This window comes from Burkholderia sp. KJ006, from assembly GCF_000262695.1.
GTDB classification, from domain to species: Bacteria; Pseudomonadota; Gammaproteobacteria; order Burkholderiales; family Burkholderiaceae; genus Burkholderia; species Burkholderia vietnamiensis.
This window is the reverse complement of sequence record NC_017921.1, coordinates 2,098,694-2,116,113: the sequence shown is the minus strand read 5'-3', so window position 1 is coordinate 2,116,113 and position 17,420 is coordinate 2,098,694. Positions and strand designations below refer to the sequence as shown.

At 63.9% G+C, this 17,420-nt stretch carries 21 protein-coding genes and 1 pseudogene; 13 read left to right on the top strand and 9 right to left on the bottom strand.

What is annotated here, in order from left to right:
* Positions 1-135 precede the first annotated feature (135 nt).
* Complete coding sequence (locus MYA_RS31445; protein WP_148278594.1) at positions 136-339, bottom strand: hypothetical protein; 204 nt, start codon at positions 337-339, stop codon at positions 136-138.
* Here MYA_RS31445 and ggt point away from each other — a divergent pair.
* Together ggt and MYA_RS23220 are read left to right on the top strand one after the other, a co-directional pair.
* Positions 338-2,089: a gamma-glutamyltransferase gene (ggt, locus tag MYA_RS23225; RefSeq protein WP_041494203.1), complete on the top strand. Its 1,752-nt coding sequence runs from the start codon at positions 338-340 to the stop codon at positions 2,087-2,089. The two genes, MYA_RS31445 and ggt, sit on opposite strands and share 2 nt — an antisense overlap.
* Positions 2,083-2,295 (top strand): annotated as a pseudogene (locus MYA_RS23220) (dicarboxylate/amino acid:cation symporter); the annotation flags it as partial. The gene ggt and the pseudogene MYA_RS23220, both read left to right, overlap by 7 nt.
* A gap of 111 nt (positions 2,296-2,406) precedes the next feature.
* On the opposite strand, the gene MYA_RS23215 reads toward MYA_RS23220, so the two are convergent.
* A complete protein-coding gene (locus tag MYA_RS23215) occupies positions 2,407-2,790 on the bottom strand; it encodes a YXWGXW repeat-containing protein (RefSeq protein ID WP_014725317.1) in 384 nt (127 codons plus the stop codon).
* A 612-nt stretch (positions 2,791-3,402) separates the two neighbouring features.
* Between MYA_RS23215 and MYA_RS23210 the strand changes: the two genes are divergently transcribed.
* A complete protein-coding gene (locus MYA_RS23210; RefSeq protein ID WP_014725316.1) occupies positions 3,403-4,506 on the top strand; it encodes a porin in 1,104 nt (367 codons plus the stop codon).
* Positions 4,507-4,707: 201 nt separating this feature from the next.
* On the opposite strand, the gene MYA_RS23205 is transcribed toward MYA_RS23210, so the two are convergent.
* Positions 4,708-5,106, bottom strand: a complete 399-nt coding sequence (locus MYA_RS23205) for a GreA/GreB family elongation factor (protein WP_011882544.1) — start codon at positions 5,104-5,106, stop codon at positions 4,708-4,710.
* A 510-nt stretch (positions 5,107-5,616) separates the two neighbouring features.
* On the opposite strand from MYA_RS23205, the gene MYA_RS23200 reads away from it, so the two are divergent.
* Positions 5,617-5,946: a DUF4148 domain-containing protein gene (locus tag MYA_RS23200; protein WP_011882542.1), complete on the top strand. Its 330-nt coding sequence runs from the start codon at positions 5,617-5,619 to the stop codon at positions 5,944-5,946.
* A gap of 151 nt (positions 5,947-6,097) precedes the next feature.
* On the opposite strand, the gene MYA_RS23195 is transcribed toward MYA_RS23200, so the two are convergent.
* Positions 6,098-6,559 carry a CBS domain-containing protein gene (locus MYA_RS23195; RefSeq protein WP_014725314.1) on the bottom strand — a complete coding sequence of 154 codons (462 nt, stop codon included), beginning with the start codon at positions 6,557-6,559 and terminating at the stop codon, positions 6,098-6,100.
* A gap of 176 nt (positions 6,560-6,735) precedes the next feature.
* Between MYA_RS23195 and ribA the strand changes: the two genes are divergently transcribed.
* From ribA to MYA_RS23175, 5 genes are all read left to right on the top strand, one after another.
* Complete coding sequence (gene ribA, locus MYA_RS23190) at positions 6,736-7,386, top strand: GTP cyclohydrolase II (RefSeq protein WP_014725313.1); 651 nt, start codon at positions 6,736-6,738, stop codon at positions 7,384-7,386.
* A 54-nt stretch (positions 7,387-7,440) separates the two neighbouring features.
* Complete coding sequence (locus MYA_RS23185; protein ID WP_014725312.1) at positions 7,441-8,523, top strand: acyltransferase family protein; 1,083 nt, start codon at positions 7,441-7,443, stop codon at positions 8,521-8,523.
* A 16-nt stretch (positions 8,524-8,539) separates the two neighbouring features.
* Positions 8,540-8,713, top strand: coding sequence for a hypothetical protein (locus tag MYA_RS31760; RefSeq protein WP_155121977.1), 174 nt, complete (start codon positions 8,540-8,542; stop codon positions 8,711-8,713).
* A 98-nt stretch (positions 8,714-8,811) separates the two neighbouring features.
* Entirely contained in the window at positions 8,812-9,102 is a 291-nt protein-coding gene (locus MYA_RS23180) for a VgrG protein (RefSeq protein ID WP_224019468.1), read from the top strand.
* Entirely contained in the window at positions 9,102-9,971 is an 870-nt protein-coding gene (locus tag MYA_RS23175; protein ID WP_041494201.1) for an ankyrin repeat domain-containing protein, read from the top strand. The genes MYA_RS23180 and MYA_RS23175 overlap by 1 nt, the downstream gene beginning before the upstream one ends.
* Positions 9,972-10,191: 220 nt before the next feature.
* On the opposite strand, the gene MYA_RS23170 is transcribed toward MYA_RS23175, so the two are convergent.
* The 3 genes from MYA_RS23170 to MYA_RS23160 all read right to left on the bottom strand — a co-directional run bounded on the left by MYA_RS23170 (position 10,192) and on the right by MYA_RS23160 (position 12,279).
* Positions 10,192-10,965, bottom strand: coding sequence for a hypothetical protein (locus MYA_RS23170; RefSeq protein WP_014725308.1), 774 nt, complete (start codon positions 10,963-10,965; stop codon positions 10,192-10,194).
* Between the two features lie 52 nt (positions 10,966-11,017).
* Complete coding sequence (locus MYA_RS23165) at positions 11,018-11,626, bottom strand: acyl-homoserine-lactone synthase (protein WP_041494199.1); 609 nt, start codon at positions 11,624-11,626, stop codon at positions 11,018-11,020.
* A 209-nt stretch (positions 11,627-11,835) separates the two neighbouring features.
* Positions 11,836-12,279: a DUF4902 domain-containing protein gene (locus MYA_RS23160; protein WP_011882533.1), complete on the bottom strand. Its 444-nt coding sequence runs from the start codon at positions 12,277-12,279 to the stop codon at positions 11,836-11,838.
* A gap of 73 nt (positions 12,280-12,352) precedes the next feature.
* On the opposite strand from MYA_RS23160, the gene MYA_RS23155 reads away from it, so the two are divergent.
* Positions 12,353-13,072, top strand: coding sequence for an autoinducer binding domain-containing protein (locus tag MYA_RS23155; protein WP_011882532.1), 720 nt, complete (start codon positions 12,353-12,355; stop codon positions 13,070-13,072).
* Between the two features lie 57 nt (positions 13,073-13,129).
* Here MYA_RS23155 and MYA_RS23150 read toward each other — a convergent pair whose 3' ends face one another.
* Positions 13,130-13,837, bottom strand: coding sequence for an MgtC/SapB family protein (locus tag MYA_RS23150; RefSeq protein WP_014725305.1), 708 nt, complete (start codon positions 13,835-13,837; stop codon positions 13,130-13,132).
* 328 nt (positions 13,838-14,165) lie between these two features.
* Entirely contained in the window at positions 14,166-14,366 is a 201-nt protein-coding gene (locus tag MYA_RS23145; RefSeq protein WP_034195251.1) for a hypothetical protein, read from the bottom strand.
* A 3-nt stretch (positions 14,367-14,369) separates the two neighbouring features.
* On the opposite strand from MYA_RS23145, the gene MYA_RS23140 reads away from it, so the two are divergent.
* The 3 genes from MYA_RS23140 (at position 14,370) to MYA_RS23130 (ending at position 16,918) form a co-directional block, all read left to right on the top strand.
* Positions 14,370-15,518 (top strand): metallophosphoesterase, encoded by a 1,149-nt coding sequence (locus MYA_RS23140; protein ID WP_011882530.1) that lies wholly within the window; start codon positions 14,370-14,372, stop codon positions 15,516-15,518.
* Positions 15,519-15,779: 261 nt separating this feature from the next.
* Complete coding sequence (locus MYA_RS23135) at positions 15,780-16,379, top strand: alpha-ketoglutarate-dependent dioxygenase AlkB family protein (protein ID WP_014725302.1); 600 nt, start codon at positions 15,780-15,782, stop codon at positions 16,377-16,379.
* Between the two features lie 332 nt (positions 16,380-16,711).
* A complete protein-coding gene (locus MYA_RS23130) occupies positions 16,712-16,918 on the top strand; it encodes a hypothetical protein (RefSeq protein ID WP_014725301.1) in 207 nt (68 codons plus the stop codon).
* Positions 16,919-17,420 lie beyond the last annotated feature (502 nt).

The window sequence follows — 17,420 nt, the reverse complement described above, 5'->3', positions numbered from 1 at the left end:
CTGAACGACGAACGGCAGAACTGCGTCTGCCGGCGAGCGTGCATGGTAGCCGATGGACGCCGCGCGAGGCGGGCGGCCCGACCGTTCCGACGCAAGCATCCAGACGACGCGCCGCTCCGCCGATCGTGTAACGAATCAAACATTCTCCGATCTCGCGCGCGGGTTTCGCGCAGAAAGCACGGTAAATCCCCTAGTTTTTGACGGAAAAATGCCGATGCTATGATCCCAGCCTTGCTGAAATGTATCGTTCATTACATTCGACCGGAGCCGGATCGGCCGGCCGCCCGGCGCATCGCGCATCCCGGCATCGCCGGTCAATCGTCTGGAGGATTCCGTCATGAGACGGCTCGTCGTACTCACCTTGTTGTCGGCCGTCGGCGCATGCGCGTTCGCGGCTTCGGAGCCCGCGGTGGAAGCCACCCACGGCATGGTCGTGTCGTCGCAGCATTTCGCGTCGCAGATCGGCGTCGACATCCTGAAGGCCGGCGGCAACGCGGTGGACGCGGCCGTGGCGGTCGGCTACGCGCAGGCGGTGACCAATCCGTGCTGCGGCAACATCGGCGGCGGCGGTTTCATGACCGTGCATCTGGTCGACGGCCGCGACCGCTTCATCAATTTCCGCGAGACGGCGCCGGCCGCGGCGTCGGCGAACATGTACCTCGACGCGAACGGCAACGTGATTCCGAACCAGAGCCTGTACGGCTATCGGGCGGTCGGCGTGCCGGGCACGGTCGCCGGCCTCGACCTCGCGCAGCGCAAGTACGGCAAGTTCACGCGCAGGCAGGTGATGGAGCCGGCGATCCGGCTCGCGCGCGACGGCTTCGTGCTGACGCGCGGCGATACCGACATCCTCGACACGACGATCGAGCGCTTCAGGAAGGACCCGGAGGCCGCGCGCATCTTCCTGCGCGCGGACGGCACGCCGCTGCAACCGGGCGACCGCCTGGTGCAGAAGGACCTCGCGCGCACGCTCGAGCGCATCGCGGAGCAGGGCCCGGACGCGTTCTATCACGGCGAGATTCCGAAGCTCGTCGAAGCCGCGTCGACGCGCGGCGGCGGCGTGATCACGGCGGCCGACTTCGCGTCGTATCGCGCGCAGGACATCGCGCCGCTGACCTGCACGTATCGCGGCTACGAGTTCGTGTCGGCGCCGCCGCCGAGTTCGGGCGGCGTGACGATGTGCGAGACGCTGAACGTGCTCGAAGGCTACGACCTGCGCAAGATGGGCTACCAGTCGGCGGCCGTCGTCCATTACATGACCGAGGCGATGCGCCACGCATACGAGGATCGCAACACGCTGCTGGGCGACCCGAACTTCATCGACAATCCCGTCGCGAAGCTGACCAGCAAGCAGTATGCGGCCGAGATCCGCAAGCAGATCAGCGACGACGCGGCGACGGCGTCGGTCGACGTGCAGCCCGGTATCGGCGTGCACGAGAAGCCGGAGACGACCCACTATTCGATCGTCGATCGCGACGGCAACGCGGTGTCGACGACGTACACCGTCAACGGCCGCTTCGGCGCGGTGGTGATCGCGCCGGGCACCGGCTTCTTCCTGAACGACGAGATGGACGACTTCACCGTCAAGGTCGGCGCGCAGAACCTGTTCGGGCTCGTGCAGGGCACGCGCAACTCGATCGCGCCGGGCAAGCGTCCGCTGTCGTCGATGGCGCCGACGATCGTGAAGAAGGACGGCAAGGTGTTCATGGTGGTCGGCTCGCCGGGCGGCTCCCGGATCATCACGATCACGCTGCAGACCGTGCTCAACGTGATCGACTACGGGATGACGCCGCAGGATGCGGTCGGCGCGCCGCGCATTCATCATCAGTGGCTGCCCGACGAGGTCTATTACGAAACCCGCGGCCTGTCGCCCGACACGCTGTCGATCCTGCGCAAGATGGGCTACAAGATGGTCGAGCAGACGCCGTGGGGCGCCGCCGAGCTGATCCTGGTCGGCCTGCCGGGCACCGAGGTGGCGAGCCGCCAGAGCTCGGGCAACGACGCGTCGGTGTCGGGCAACGTGCGCGTCGGCTATCTCTATGGTGTCAACGATCCGCGCCGTCCGGCCGGAGCCGCGATCGGGTATTGATCCTCGGTGTCGACACGTTTCTCGACATGGGGCGCTCGGTTACCACCGCGGTCGGAAGCTGGATCGCGAGTGAGGTGGTCGCGAAGGGGGAAGGGGAACCGATGACGGAGTCCGAGGCGCTTGTGCATGCCGCGCATTTCGACGCGGAACTCGAACGGCGCAACGGCGACGTCGGCTATGGAGGCGGGCGCGCGGCGTCGGTTTGAGCGGGAGGTTTGCGTTGGCGGTGGGCGGTCGCTGGTCGCTGGTCGCCGGGTGCCGCGAGCAGCACCGCGCGGTATCGCTTTCGGCGTTGCGTCCGCCGACCGCGCCGACGCCTATCGCCAGCCACCTTCGACGTAGACCCAGCCCGGCCCCTGGCGTCTCCAATAGCCAGGCACCCAGCGATGTCCCGGGCGGCGCGCGACCCAGCGTCCCGACACCCAGATGTATTGGCCGCGCTGCCAGCGCCAATACCCGTCGGTCCAGACGTAGCCATGCGGCTGAGGCGGCGGCGGCCGGCGATCGCGTCGCGGCGCCGGCGGCGCGAAGCGCGGGCGATCGGCGTAAGGCCGGCCGCCGGGCCCGTGATCGGGGCCGGGCCGGGGCGGAGGGCGATAGCCGGGCGGCGCGGGTTGCGCCGATGCGCCAGGCAGCCAGCCGCCGATGCCGGCCACGGCCGCGGTCAGTCCGATGGTGCGCAGCCACGAGCGTCGATTCATTTGCGGGTCCTCTTTATATGCAACAGAAGTGGGCCTTACCTTAGCGCGCAGCTTCGGTCCTCGGGTTACGGTGGCCGTTAAGGCTGTTACCGCATGTCACCGCCTCCTGCGGACCGCGGCCCATGGCCGATGCGGGTTTCGTTTGAGGACTTCGCCATGTTGATTGCCTCGCTCGAGGCCGTCTCGGAGTGTTTACCGTTCGATGGTTGGGTGTTTAGCCCCCGCAACCCCAATATTTGAGATCAGAATGGGTAAAAATTACCGTTTTTAGGTGTATCCACGGATTCCGTTTGTTGTTTCTATGCAACCGTCAAGACGATGACACGAAAGAATGATGGGATGAAAGGCTCCAAAAAGAAGTCGTCAAGAGGTCAAAAAAATCCTTTAAAACAAATACTTATGAAGTGCCCCCGATTTGATTATTTCTAGTTCAGGAAAAGGTTATTTCTTTATTTGCGGATCGCTGCCCTAGGGTACACCCCTAAACTCACGGTTCCCAAACGGGCAACTCTCCGGGCGCAGCCAGCAGGACCGATGGCGTTTCCGGGCGGTTGCAGACCGTTTATGAACAAGGTCGCGAGACCTGCCTCTTTTTAGAAGGGAGCTCCACGAATGAACAAGACTCTGATCGTTGCAGCAGCTGCAGCATCGTTCGCTACCGTTGCTCACGCGCAAAGCAGCGTCACGCTGTACGGCGTGCTGGACGCTGGCATCACCTACCAAAGCAACGTTGCAAGCAAGTCGCTGTGGTCGATGGGCTCGGGCGTTGACCAAAGCCGCTTCGGCCTGCGTGGTTCGGAAGACCTCGGTGGCGGCCTGAAGGCAATCTTCACGTTGGAAAGCGGCTTCGGCATCGGTAACGGCAAGCTGTCGAACAACGGCGGCATGTTCAACCGTCAAGCGTTCGTCGGTCTGTCGAGCCAATACGGCACCGTCACGCTGGGCCGTCAGTACGACTCCGTCCAGGACTACCTGGCACCGCTGACCGCAACGGGCACCTGGGGTGGTACGTACTTCGCGCACCCGTTCAACAACGACAACCTGAACACGAACGGCGGCTTCGCGTCTAACAACTCGATCAAGTTCACGAGCGCGAACTACGCTGGCCTGCAGTTCGGCGGCACGTACTCGTTCTCGAACGACGCGAACTTCGGCAACAACCGTGCATACAGCGGCGGTCTGTCGTACCAGTTCCAAGGCCTGAAGCTGGGTGCAGCGTACTCGCAAGCGAACAACCCGAACGCTACGGCGAACGGCGCGAACGCGGGTAACTTCACTGGCGCGTTCGGCGCACAAGAGCGCGTCCGTACGTACGGCGCGGCTGTCGGCTACGCATTCGGCCCGGCACAAGTCGGCGCAGCTTGGACGCAATCGCGTCTGGACAACACGGCTATTGCTGGCCAGTCGGTTCGCGCAGACAACTACGAAGTCAACGCAAAGTACAACCTGACGCCTGCTCTGGGTCTGGGTGTTGCTTACACGTACACGAACGCTCGCCTGTCGAACGTCATCGATGGTCTGAACAGCGTCCACTTCCACCAAGTTGGCGTGCAGGCAGACTACTCGCTGTCGAAGCGCACGGACGTCTACGCACAGGCTGTGTACCAGCGTGGCAGCGGTCTGAACGCATCGATCTACAACGGCGACCTCAGCACGCCGACGAGCTCGTCGATGAACCAAACCGCAGCAACGGTTGGTCTGCGTCACCGCTTCTAAGCGTGACGGCTGGGTAACCAGCTTCGCAGCATCGAAAAAGGCGCCTTCGGGCGCCTTTTTTTTCGCGTACGAGATGGGTGTACCGGAAGCGATCACGACATTGCGAAGCGTCGGAGCGTAAAAAAGCGAGGCGGTGGGCCTCGCTTTTTGCGTTGCTGCGGCCAGGATGTGCCGGCGGTCGGCGCGGGCCTCAGCGCATCGTCAGCGCGTGTATTCGCCGTTGGCTTCCGGCTGGAACACGATCGCGGCGACCTTCATCAATTTTTCAATACCGCTCGGCTGCATCACTTTCACCGACTGGCCGCGTTGCGTACCGAGCAGCGCCATGCCGACCGGCGAGAACACGTTCAGGCGCCCGAGTTCGAGATTGGCGGCATCCGGATAAACGATTGTCCAGGTGGTTTGCTCCTGCGACGTTTCATCCAGCAGCGTGATCTGTGAATTCATCGTGACGACGTTCGCTTTGACGGCGTTTGGCTGCACGATGTCGGCACGCTCGAGCAGCGTGTCGAGCATCGTCTGGAAGCGCGGGTTGTGCTCGGCGTGCTTCTCGAGACGAGCCACGTCGAGTTCGGTCAACTGATAAAGGCGAGGTTTCATGGTGGATCTCCAAATGATCGGCATGGGGCAGGCGTGGCGTGCCTATGAGGATCGCCCGGAGCCTGTCTGAACTGGCTCCGGAAGGAGGCCGAGCTGTCAGATCAGACGCCGGGCGAGGGCGAGCGGCGTCTGGGCCGTGCGTCGAACGCTGGGTCGTGTCGGATGGCCGGCGCGCGCACGCACGCCGGCCGGGCCGGATGGCGAAACGAACAGCAGCTCGGGCGCGTACATGATGGCGGGAAATAGACGGACGAAAAACCTTACGATTCTACAACACAACCTTTGAACTGATGGTTCTGCTGTCGGCAATTCGACAGCTATTGTTTCCGAAATGATCGAAGTGGCCGGGATCTCGATGCGCGTCGACCGCCGATTTTTTCCAGAAACGCAACGCTGTATGTTCAAACCAAGGGTTTCCCCTTGGTTCGGCGCGGCCTACACTTGATCCATCGCTTCGGACAAGTCCCACCGAAAGCGACGTCAAAACAGAACACATTTCGGAGGTCCATCATGAAGTCGATCATCTACGCAGCGATCGCTGCATCCGTTCTTGCCGCGCCGATTGCCTCGTTTGCACAGTCCGAGCAAGGCTTGACCCGCGCACAGGTTCGCGCCGAGCTCGTGCAGCTCGAGCAGAACGGCTACAAGCCGCTCGCGAGCGACGCGCAATACCCGCAGAACATCGAGGCGGCCGAGCAACGGATCCAGCCGAACCAGCCGGTGCTCGCGCAGGCCGATACCAGCGGCTACGGCGCCGTCGCGACCGGCGCCGGCCAGTCGGGCCGTCGTAGCACGCATGAAGCGCCGAATCCGGTGAACTCCGTCTACTTCGGCAACTGAACGATTCCGGGTCTGCCCGAGCACAGCATGTGACCGACGAGGCGCGCGCGAGGCGCGCGTCCTTGTCAGCAGAGCAGAACCTCCGTCGCCGCATTCCGGCGGCTTTCCAGCCCAGACGCTCGTGCGTTTGGGCCTTTTTTGCTGAGGTTGGTCAGGCGGACGTGATCGCCGGTGTGCCGTGGATATAGTGTTCGAGCTGGCTGATCGTGAACTGCTGATCGGCGATCACACTCTTGACGAGGTCGCCGATCGAGATCAGCCCGATGAGCTTGCCGCCGTCGAGTACCGGCAGGTGGCGCATACGGTGTTCGGTCATCAGCGCCATACACTCGTCGCTGGATTGCGATGGTTCGACGTAGCGCACCTTGGACGTCATGATTTCGTCGACGCGGGTGGCCTTTGACGACCGGTCCTGCAATACGACCTTGCGCGCGTAGTCGCGCTCGGTGACGATTCCCGCGATTTCGTCGCCCTCCATCACCAGCAGCGCACCGATTCCTTTTTCGGCCATCAGCTTGACGGCGTCGTAGACGAAATCGGCTTTGGTGACGGTGTAGATGGTGCGGCCGGAATCCGGCTTGGCTTTGAGAATCTGCGCGACAGTCGTGCTCATATGCTTCTCCGTGTGCGTGACGATGCAGGGAAGGCAGGGCGTGATGCGCGACACCCGACGGGCTCAGTATAGCGGCGCCCGCTGCGGCAGTCGCGTGACGTTTCCAGATTAGCGGTAAACTCCGGTCACGCACTATCCACACAACTCCTACATTCCTGATCGTTTCCACTGAATTCATGATGTCTTCGCGTCCCCAATCGCCCGTGCCGGGCAATGGCCAGGCCGACGAGTGCGTCACGCTCGTCGCCACCGCGACGCTGCCCACGCGCTACGGTACGTTCACGTCGTATGCATTCCGCGTATCGGGCAGCGATGCCGAACATCTCGCGCTCGTGATGGGTGACGTCGGCGGCGCGCAGTCGGTACTGACGCGTCTGCATTCCGAGTGTCTGACCGGCGACGTGTTCGGCTCGTATCGCTGCGATTGCGGCGAGCAGCTGGATCTCGCGCTGCGCTACATCGCCGCGGAGGATCGTGGCGTGCTGCTGTATCTGCGTGGTCACGAAGGGCGCGGCATCGGCCTGAGCAACAAGATCCGCGCTTATGCGCTGCAGGAGCAGGGGCGCGATACCGTCGAGGCGAATCTCGACCTCGGCCTGCCCGACGATGCACGGGAATACGATTCGGCCGCGGCGATCCTGCGCATCCTGGGCGTGACGTCGGTGCGGTTGATGAGCAACAACCCGAAGAAGTTCGATACGCTCGTGAAGCACGGGATTCCTATCTGCGAACGCGTGGCGCTCGCGGTGCCGATGCGCGAGGAAAACGAACGGTATATCCGGACCAAGCAGGTCAAGTTCGGGCATTATTTCGAAGAAAACGAGTAACACGATCGAGAGGCTCCGGGGAGCTGGAACCAACGAATCAAAAAATTGTAGATCGTGAAGCTTTCTCGAATTCCCGAACTTGACCTGCTTCGGTTCGTCGCCGCACTTGCCGTAGTGTTTTTTCACTTTGCATTTCGGGGCCATGCAGCCGACGACCTGACCATCATGCATTATCCGCCGCTGGAGCCGATTTCTCGGTACGGTTTCCTCGGCGTGCATCTGTTTTTCATGATCAGCGGGTTCGTAATCCTCATGACGGCCGGCGATGCGAGCATCAAAAAATTCATTGCGTCCCGTGCGGCTCGTCTGCTGCCGGCGTTTTGGGTTTGTTGCACGGTCACTTTCTTCGTGACGCTCGCAGTTGGCGGGAACAGGTTTACGGCGACATGGCCCCAATACATCGTCAACATGCTGACGCTCGGCGGCGGGTTTGGGGCCGATCCGATCGACGGCGCATATTGGTCGCTCGGTGCAGAACTGCGGTTCTACAGATTGGTCGCGATTCTGATCATCGTCGGCCAAATTGGCCGTTCAGAGCGATGGCTCTTTGTATGGTTGATCGGCACGGTGCTCGTGGAGATATTCCCGTTCATCAAGCTCAAGACTTTCCTGGTGACGGATTACGCTGGCTTCTTCATCGCTGGCGCGGCGTGCTTTCTCATTCGGGCGCACGGGCTATCGCGCTCACGTGTCGTGCTGCTGTGTGCCTCGTGGGCACTATCGCTGTATCACGAATTCCAGTTGCTGCCATCCTTTAGCGAACACTTTCGATTGGACCTGAGCCCGGTGGTCATCGGTATCGTGATGACGTCTTTTTTCGTGGTACTGCTCGGGCTCGCGCTTCGTCGAACGCCGATCCTTCACGGTTCGCGATGGGCCTGGTTCGGTGCAGTTAGCTATCCGCTTTACCTGATTCATCAGAACGTCGGTTACATGCTATTCAACTTGACCGACGCAACGGCGAATAGCGACGTGCTGTTTTGGAGCGTTATCGCGGCGGCCATCGCGTTTGCATTGATGGTGCATGTAGCCGTCGAGAAACCGCTCGCACGGCCGCTGAGGAGCGGAATCGTGCTTGGGCTTGATGCGCTTCGCAACTGGGCTTTAACTGCGCAACGGAGCCGAATGCGCCAGTAACGCTCTGCGTTTCTGCATGAGATTCATTTTGCCGCCTTCGGGCGGTTTTTTCGTTTACGGGGATTCGAGGCAAGACCACGAAAAGACGATTCTGGAATGGACCATCATCGGCACATTGATTGGTGTCGCGAAGGTGCCGGTCGGCAGCACGCAGCAGGATTCGGCTGGTTATGTGGCAGGGCGGCATTGAGGCCAGAAGGTGACTGATCGTCCTTTGGAGCGGCGTGAGATTTGGCTAGGTGTGATGTTCTACCTTTGAATAACAAGCCCGGCATTACTTCGAGGACAATGAATCCTGAAACGGTGGCGCAGTACGGCGGGACGGTTCAATCGACCAACATCACGGCCTATCGCGTCGACGGTGGCATATTGACCGGGCTTCAGGAAGGGCGGCTCGGACCGATCGGTGACGGTACTGCGCAGCTCATGCCGAAAGCGGTCGGTACTCCCGTCACGCTCGATGGTCAGAGCATCACGACTGTTGGCCGTCACTTGATGGGTGACGTGACGAACGGGATCAACCAGCAGGTCGCGACGGATCAGTTCGGCCTGGTTTCACAGATGAACTCATCTCACTGATGCGATACAAGAAAGCGATAACCGCCGGCGCGATTGCCGCACTCGTTGGAGTGACCTCACCGCTCTGGTGGTCCACTCAAGCCCAAGGGACCAACATGACTGGCTTCCAACGTTACGCACCGGAAGATTTCTTTTCGGGGCAGCAACTCACGTTGGCTCAGGCCATTCATGACGGCGATCTCGGCCGGGTTCAGCAACTCGCGCCGAAGACCGATCTGAATGCGCGCGGCGCGAAGAACACGACGCTGCTGTCGTACGCAGTGCAGGAAATCGTTCCGGTCAAGAACGATGCGTCTAATCCGCGGTACCAGATCATTTCGGTGCTCGTGAAGAGCGGTGCGGATCCGAAGGCCCCGGTTGGCAGCAGCGGTGGATCGGTGGTCGATGTCGCATTGCGGGCCGATACGCCCAACCTTCTGCGCGTGTTGTTGAACAGCGGACTCGATCCCAATTGGCTGTACAACGGCGACACGCCGATGATCTTCGCGGTTGCAGAGAACCGGCTGCTGCCCCAGCTGAAGCTGCTGGTCGAGCACAAGGCGAACGTGAATGCGCGCGACTCGCTCGGAAAGACCGCATTCTTCGAGGCGACGATGATTCAGCAGTGGGACGTCGTCGACTACCTGCTCGCGCACGGCGCCGATCCGAAGACTGCCAGCCAGCTCGGGGTGTCGTACGGGTGGGTGCTGCAGAACGAATTGAAGAACCATACGACCGCGGATTCGTCGGCGCGTACGCGTATCGAGGGGATTCGTCGCAAGATCGTCGCGGCCGGCGCGCCGTGGCCGCCGCTCGATCCGAAGGCGCAACGCGCAGCGATGCGCGCTCGCGGCGAGAAGGTCGTGACGCCGGCAGGCCAGACGGATTGAACGCACGCGGGACGGTTGAAGCGTCGCACGCCCGACTCTCATCGCTTTGCGAAGCTACAAAACCGCCACGCCGCGGGCAGCCGGACTGCATCCCCTCATCCGTCCCCATCAAAATATCGCAGGCAAGAAAAAGCCCGCTACTTGAGCGGGCTGAATCCATGCTTGGAGACATGGAGGAGACAGTTCGAACTTTAAGGGAAAACCCGAGGCCTGGCAAGCCCTAGTTGTAATTGTGCAACGCAACGTTCCCCGAGAACCCGCCGAACCGCTCCTGCGCGACCGGCACCGCGTACTTGTCGCGCATTTCCGTCTCGATCCAGGCGCAAGCTTCTCGCGCGCAATCGGTCAGTGCGTGCCGGGTCGCATGCCCATTGACGTCATAGACGAACCGTACGCCGACCTCGTCGTCGGCCACCTGCCGCTGCAACTGATTGAGGTGCAATTGCGGGCCGCGCTCCTGCGCCAGCGCATGCAACTCGTCGAAGTGATATTCGAGCCAGTCGGCGAAGAAGAGGGCGTCGCTGTGGCTGCGTAGACGGAACGCCGCCGAGCGCGACGGACGCTGCGCGGCATCCGTTACCTGTCCGTCGCCGCCCGGCGCGATCGCGGTGACGATAGCGGGGTCGATCGGCGCGAGCGGCTCGCGAATCCGACGGTACGGTTCGCGCTCGCGCAACGCGTGCCACAGCAGTTCGTCGCCGGCGGCGCCGGACGGCTGCATCGTCAGGTCGTGCCGGCCGTCGCCTGCAGCACAGACGTCGCGAATCACGAGGCGCAGCGAGCAGAGCGGCTCGTCCGCAATCAGCAGCGTGGCGGGGCGCGGCAGCCCGCAGACGAGCGGCGCGGCGCCGCTCGCGCGGAACACGAGCCCGCGCCGATCGAGCCGCACGAGCGGCAGCGTGCGCGGGAACAACGGGTACGCGAGCGTGATGCCGGCGCCGGCAGCGCCCGTCAATCCGGGCATCATCGCGCGAAAGACCTGAGACTGATCCACACTGATTCTCCTTTGTTACGATTCCGTCCGGCCGGACTACGCGCGTTCCGGCTCAGGCGGCGATGGCTTGCCGGGCAGCCCGTCCCGGCATAATTCCAAGTGCAGCAAACGTTTGCGGGTCGATATCGATCCAACATGCGACCACCAGACGGCCATCCACCTGTTTCGGCGGTCCGGCGCGGTGCGCGTGCACGCCGATCCGGCGGAACAGCCGCTCCATGCTCGCGAACGTCACGCCGATCAGCTGCCGCGCGCCGAGCTGCGCAGCACATTCGACGACGGCTGCCAGCATCGGCCGCACGGCCCAGTCGGCATTGCCCGCGCCGCCTTCGTCGCCGGTGGCCGCGAATCGCGACAGCTCCCAGACGGCCGCCGATTGCGGCAGGGCGACGTCTTCGGCGATGAGATCGGCGAACAGCGACTCCAGCAGATACGGACGCGTGGTCGGCAACAGGCGCGCACAGCCGCACACGTCGCCAGCAGCGTCCCTCGCGAACACGTAGACCGTATCGTCACGATCAAACTGATCATGCTCGAAACGCTCGTTTGCAGACGGAAGTGCCCAGCCGAGTTGCTCGATGAACACACGGCGCCGATAGCGCCCCAGTTCCGCTGCAAGCTCGCTTGGCAACCGCCCTTCCTCGTGAACGAAGGTCCGCATGGTGTCCTCGGATCGGTACTTTGGGATGCACGCATTACATCGCGCGGCCCGAGGAGGCTGTAACTGGTAACTCTTACAGGGTGGCGGCTTACCGGTATCATTCGACCGGTGGTAACGGTTTCTTGATCGGCGGGATTGAAATACGGGCGGCTTTTGCTTATAAAGAGCGCCAGTCTTGCGGAAAAGTCAGAGGAAAGCCGGGACGGTTGTCACTGGAGCGTGGGACCGGCATGATAGGCGTCGTTGCGACCCAGTACCGATGCAGCGACCGCGGCGGCCCAGTCGAGATCCGTGAGCCGGGTGGCGAGCGCGGCCGCGGTGCGGAACATGCCGAGATCGGCGCCCGTCGCGTCGACGGCCATGATGTTGCTGCGGACGTCGCCGTATGCGATCACGAAGGTGCTCGTCGCGCGGTCGAGATACCAGTCCCACCCGACCGTCAGGTATGCGACACCGACGCTCGCCGGGCGGTGCCATTCGGTATAGCCGGCCAGGCGCGCGTCGATGCCGCCTTCGCGCAATTCGTCGAGCAGCGAGGCATCGAGACCGCTCGCGACATGGTTGAGCGCGAGCGCGGCCAATGCGCTTGCGGACAGGCGCACGTAGCCGTCCGGAGACGGACTGCGGACCGGGTGCAACAAAGGTGAAGTCATGCGCGGAATGTATCAGCCCCCAACCGGTGCTGGCACCTGACAGGTATGACAGCGTGACGTTGTCGGAGAAAGAATGGAACTGCGCTGGCAGGATGCCTACCAACAATTCAGCGCCGCGGAAGACGAGCAGCAGCTCTTCCAGCGGATCGCCGCCTATTCTAAACGGCTCGGCTTCGAATATTGCTGTTACGGCATTCGCGTGCCGCTGCCCGTATCGAAGCCGGCGGTCGCGATCTTCGATACCTATCCGGACGGCTGGATGGCGCACTATCAGGCGCGCAACTACATCGAAATCGACTCGACGGTGCGCGAAGGCGCATTGAGCACCAACATGATCGTGTGGCCGGACGTCGACCGGATCGACCCGTGTCCGTTGTGGGAGGACGCGCGCGACTTCGGGCTGGCCGTGGGCGTCGCGCAGTCGAGCTGGGCCGCGCGCGGAGCGTTCGGGCTGCTGAGTATCTCGCGTCACGCGGACCGCCTCACGCCCGCCGAGATCAACATGCTGACGCTGCAGACCAACTGGCTCGCGAACCTGTCGCACTCGCTGATGAGCCGCTTCATGCTGCCGAAGCTGTCGCCTGCGGCGGGCGTCACGCTGACCGCGCGCGAGCGCGAAGTGCTGTGCTGGACGGCCGAAGGCAAGACCGCGTGCGAAATCGGCCAGATCCTCAGCATCTCGGAGCGCACGGTGAACTTCCACGTGAACAACATCCTCGAGAAGCTCGCGGCGACCAACAAGGTTCAGGCGGTGGTCAAGGCGATCGCTGCCGGCCTCATCGACACGCCCTGACGCGGCACCGCAGCCGCCTGCATGCCCGCATGCACGCGCGCATCGGGCGGCCGCCGCTCACTCCATCATCGGCTCCGCCTCCTTCGCGGTCCAGCTCACGCTTGAAATGCTCTTCTCCATACTGATCCGGCTCGCGATCTGCTCGAGTTTCTGCTGATCTTTCGGATGCAGCTTCAGCGTCGCGGTGACCTTCAGCCGGTCCGGCTGCTCGGGCACGTCCTCGCTCGTCAGGCTCTGGAACGACAGCGGCTTCGTGTACATCGCGTTCGACAGCAGCGTGCGGATGTGCACTTCGTCGGCGGCCAGGCAGATCACGGTGATCCGGTATTCGCGCACCAGATCGGCATTCGACACCGGCGTTGCGTTGATCGCCTGACTGACGCCGCGCAGCACCGTGTTGGCGAGCAGCACCACGCCCGTGCCGGCCAGCGCAGGCACGAAGTGGCCGGCGCCGGCGAGCACGCCGACGGCGGCCGAGCACCACAGCGTCGCGGCCGTGTTGATGCCCTGGATCGAGCCCTTGTCGCGCATGATCACGCCGCCGCCGAGAAAGCCGACGCCGGACACGACGTACGCGGCGATCTGCGTGACGCCGGCCACGCCGTTGCCGGTCAGCACGCCGAGCGTCACGAACAGGCAGGCGCCGCTCGCCACCAGCGTGATCGTGCGCAGGCCGGCCGTGCGTTGGCGCATCTGGCGTTCGAGGCCGATCGCGACGCCGCAGGCGAACGCGGTGAAAAGACGGAGTGCGAAATCGAGCGTCATGTTGGTCCTGCCGTGTAAAGCGCGCTTGCCGGCCCGCATCGCGGCGGCGCTGGGCGAGCGCGATGCGATGGCCGTCATCGCGCGGTACTGTACCGCGCGAATGCGTCATTCAGTGTGAAACGGGAAGCGTGCGGACTCGCGGAACGCGAGTCGCGGCAGGATGGCTGCGTGGGACAGGCGTTCAGGCGGCGAGCGGCGCACGCAGCGAAGGGCTGCAACTGTCCACGATGGTTCCTGAAGGAGGGATGGGCGGCATTCTAGTGGGCGGCTCGCGCGTACGTCAATCGCGTCGGCAGCGTCGGCGGACGGCCGCCGCATGCGGTAATGCTCATTGCGCCGCGTCGATCGTCTCCGTCATGAGCGCGGCCGCCGCCGCCCGCTCAGGTACGCCCGACGCGCGTCCCGTCGTGCCGCCCGGTATCTGTGTACCATCGGACATAGGGCGCGCGACGCCGGACACAACGTGAGCCGACGTCATGTTCACGTCCGGCGCGCGGCGCGCAATCGATATCCCGATCAGGACGAGCATTCCATGCGAAGTTTCTTTGTCCGATTCATTGCAATCGGCGTGCTGTTGCATCTGTATGTCGGGATGCGGATCATCCCCGACGCGTTCACGTCGCCGCTCGCGCGAACCGTAGCGGCGCTCGTGCTCGCGAGCTTCGTCGTGCTGATTCCAGTCGGCATGTTCTCGCGCCGCTTCGACGAGGGCTGGGCCGCCACGTTGTTCGGCTGGACCGGCGCGCTCGCGATGGGCTTCTTCTCGTCGCTGCTGGTGCTGACCTTGCTGCGCGAACTGGTGCTGCTCGGCGTGGTCGCCTGGCGGCAATTCGTGCATCCCGGCGCGTGGAGCGATGCGGCGTCCGCTACGGCGCTCGCAGTGTTGGCAGCCGCGGTACTGGTCAGCGCGATCGGTTTCGTGGGCGCGCGGCGCACCGCGGCGGTCAAGCGCGTGTCGATTCCCGTCGACGAGTTGCCGGCTGCGCTCGACGGGCTGACGATCGTGCAACTGTCGGACATTCACGTCGGGCCGACCATCAAGCGGCCGTTCATCGAGCGGATCGTGCGCGTGGTCAACGCGCTCGATGCGGATCTGGTCGTCGTGACCGGCGACGTGGTCGACGGCTCGGTCGAGCGGCTGCGCGAGCATACGGCGCCGCTCGGCAGCATGCGCTCGCGGCACGGCAGCTTTCTCGTCACCGGCAATCACGAGTATTACGCCGGCGCGCATGCTTGGATCGACGAGTTCCGGCGGATCGGCCTGACGGTGCTGCTCAACGAGCACGTGCTGATCGAGCGCGACGGCGCACGCGCGGTGCTCGCGGGCGTCACCGATTTCACGGCGGGCGGCTTCGATCCCGCGCATCGCAGCGATCCCGAACAGGCGCTCGCGGGCGCGCCGCCCGACGTCGCCACCAGGATCCTGCTCGCGCACCAGCCGCGCAGCGCGCAAGCGGCGAGCCGCGCCGGTTTCACCGTGCAGTTGTCCGGCCATACGCACGGCGGCCAGTTTCTGCCGTGGCCGCCGTTCGTGCGCCTGCAGCAGCCCGTGATCGGCGGGCTGAACCGGATCGGCGCGATGTGGCTCTACACCAGCCGCGGCACCGGCTACTGGGGGCCGCCGAATCGCTTCGGCGTGCCGTCCGAGATCACGTTGATCCGTCTGACGCGCGGGAGCTAGAGCGCGTCGAGCGTTAGGGGCGATGTCGTCCGGATCGACGCGTGGGATGTGCGCGAGCATACGTGCCGGTTCGGCATGCCTGGCGCCAACGACGCAGCTCGTGCGGATCGGGATGTTCGGCAGGGCTCACCGGTCTGCATGGCGACGCGGCCGCACGCTTGACATGGGCACCGCGACGATCGCGCATGGCGGCGCGAGGCGGCGTTGGCTACCATGCATGGATGATTCGCTCCCGTCCTTCGCTCTCTGTCTGATCCCGCCATGTCGACGCCCGATCTTTTCGCCGATACGCCGGCTCCCGAGGTGGACTGGTATCCGGACTGGCTCGCCCCGGCCGATGCCGACCGCCTGCTGGCCGCGCTGATCGACGAGGTCGCGTGGCGACAGGACACGATCCGCACGCCGCGCGGCCGCATTCCGCTGCCGCGGCTGACCGCGTGGCAGGGCGAGCACGATGCTGTCTACGTTTATTCGGGGATCCGCAACGTGCCGGCGCCGTGGACGCCGGCCGTGCTCGAGCTGAAGCGCGCGGTCGAGGCGACCAGCCGCGCGCCCTTCAACAGCGTGCTGCTCAATCGTTACCGCAACGGCCAGGACAGCCTCGGCTGGCATGCGGACAACGAGCGCGAGCTGGGCGAGGCGCCCGTCATCGCGTCGGTGAGTCTCGGCGCGATGCGCGTGTTCGACCTGCGTCATCGCGCGAGCGGCGTCACACATGCGTACCGGCTCACGCACGGTAGCCTGCTGGTGATGCGCGGGCGCACGCAGGCCGAATGGCTGCACCGCGTGCCGAAGGCGCCGGCCGTGCAGGGCGAGCGCGTCAATCTCACGTTCCGGTTCGTGACGCCGACCGCGCAGTAGCAGCCGGAGGCTCGTGCCGGAGTGCGGTCGCTGCGTTCGGGCACATCTGGCGCGCCCCGATTACGTATGTCGCGATTGGCTGGTCGTCGATGTGGCACGTTGACGCACGGCGCGCTGGCGCGCCGCGGAGGGCGGCCCGCGAGGCCCGTGCCGCTTGACTTGCGAACAGTTTCGATCGACTGGCCGGTTCCGATAGGCAAGTGTAAGCCCTGATGGTGCGTCGCAACATTCTTTGACTAGACTGGCGAATGGCAGGATCGCGTCGGGACTCGGCGCAATTTTTCGACATGCCCGGCGGCGCCGATGCGACGCGCAGGGCAGGAGCACAATCCGTGATCGTACTGGACTCATCCCTCGAACCCTCGCTGCACGTCTTCGAACAAGACGGCGGATGGCAATGGGCGCTGACGGTGAAGCGGACGTCCGGCGTGGGCGTGAAAGTCGTCGCGTTCAGCACCGAGGGCTACAACCGCGAAGCCGACGCGTACGCGGCCGGACAGCGGGCGCGCGCCGAGTATGACGACGCCGTGACGACGTGAGCGGCTGACGCTGCCGCGTCGGGCAGTATGCGGGCAGGCGTCCGTTCGTCGTCTCCGTTTTTTCTGCTTTCCCGATTTTCTTAGCTCTCTACCCCGCATCGCGCCAGACACCGGCGTGACCTCGGGCCGCGCGCCAATCGAGCCAAATAATCCGCACGCTTCGATACACCGCTGCAATACGCGGTGCTCGTCGCCGATTTCCTCCATTCGCTGCCACGCATTGCGTCACGCGCACGCGTGCCTCAGGCCGCCCGCGGTCCGACCGAAACGATCCGGACCCTTCGAATTTCCTCTGTTCCTCGCGACGCATCGCGTCATGCAACGACGTGGTGCCGGGGCATGCGTCGCCCGAAATGATTCGTAGCTTTCGCCACGCATCTGCCATACGTGCCGCTTTCCCCACTTTGCTGCGCTCCCCGTCACGCATTCGCGTCACTTACCGGCGTGATCCTGGCGCGTGCGCCGCCCAAAATGATCCGTACCTTTCGACACGTCCGTGCCA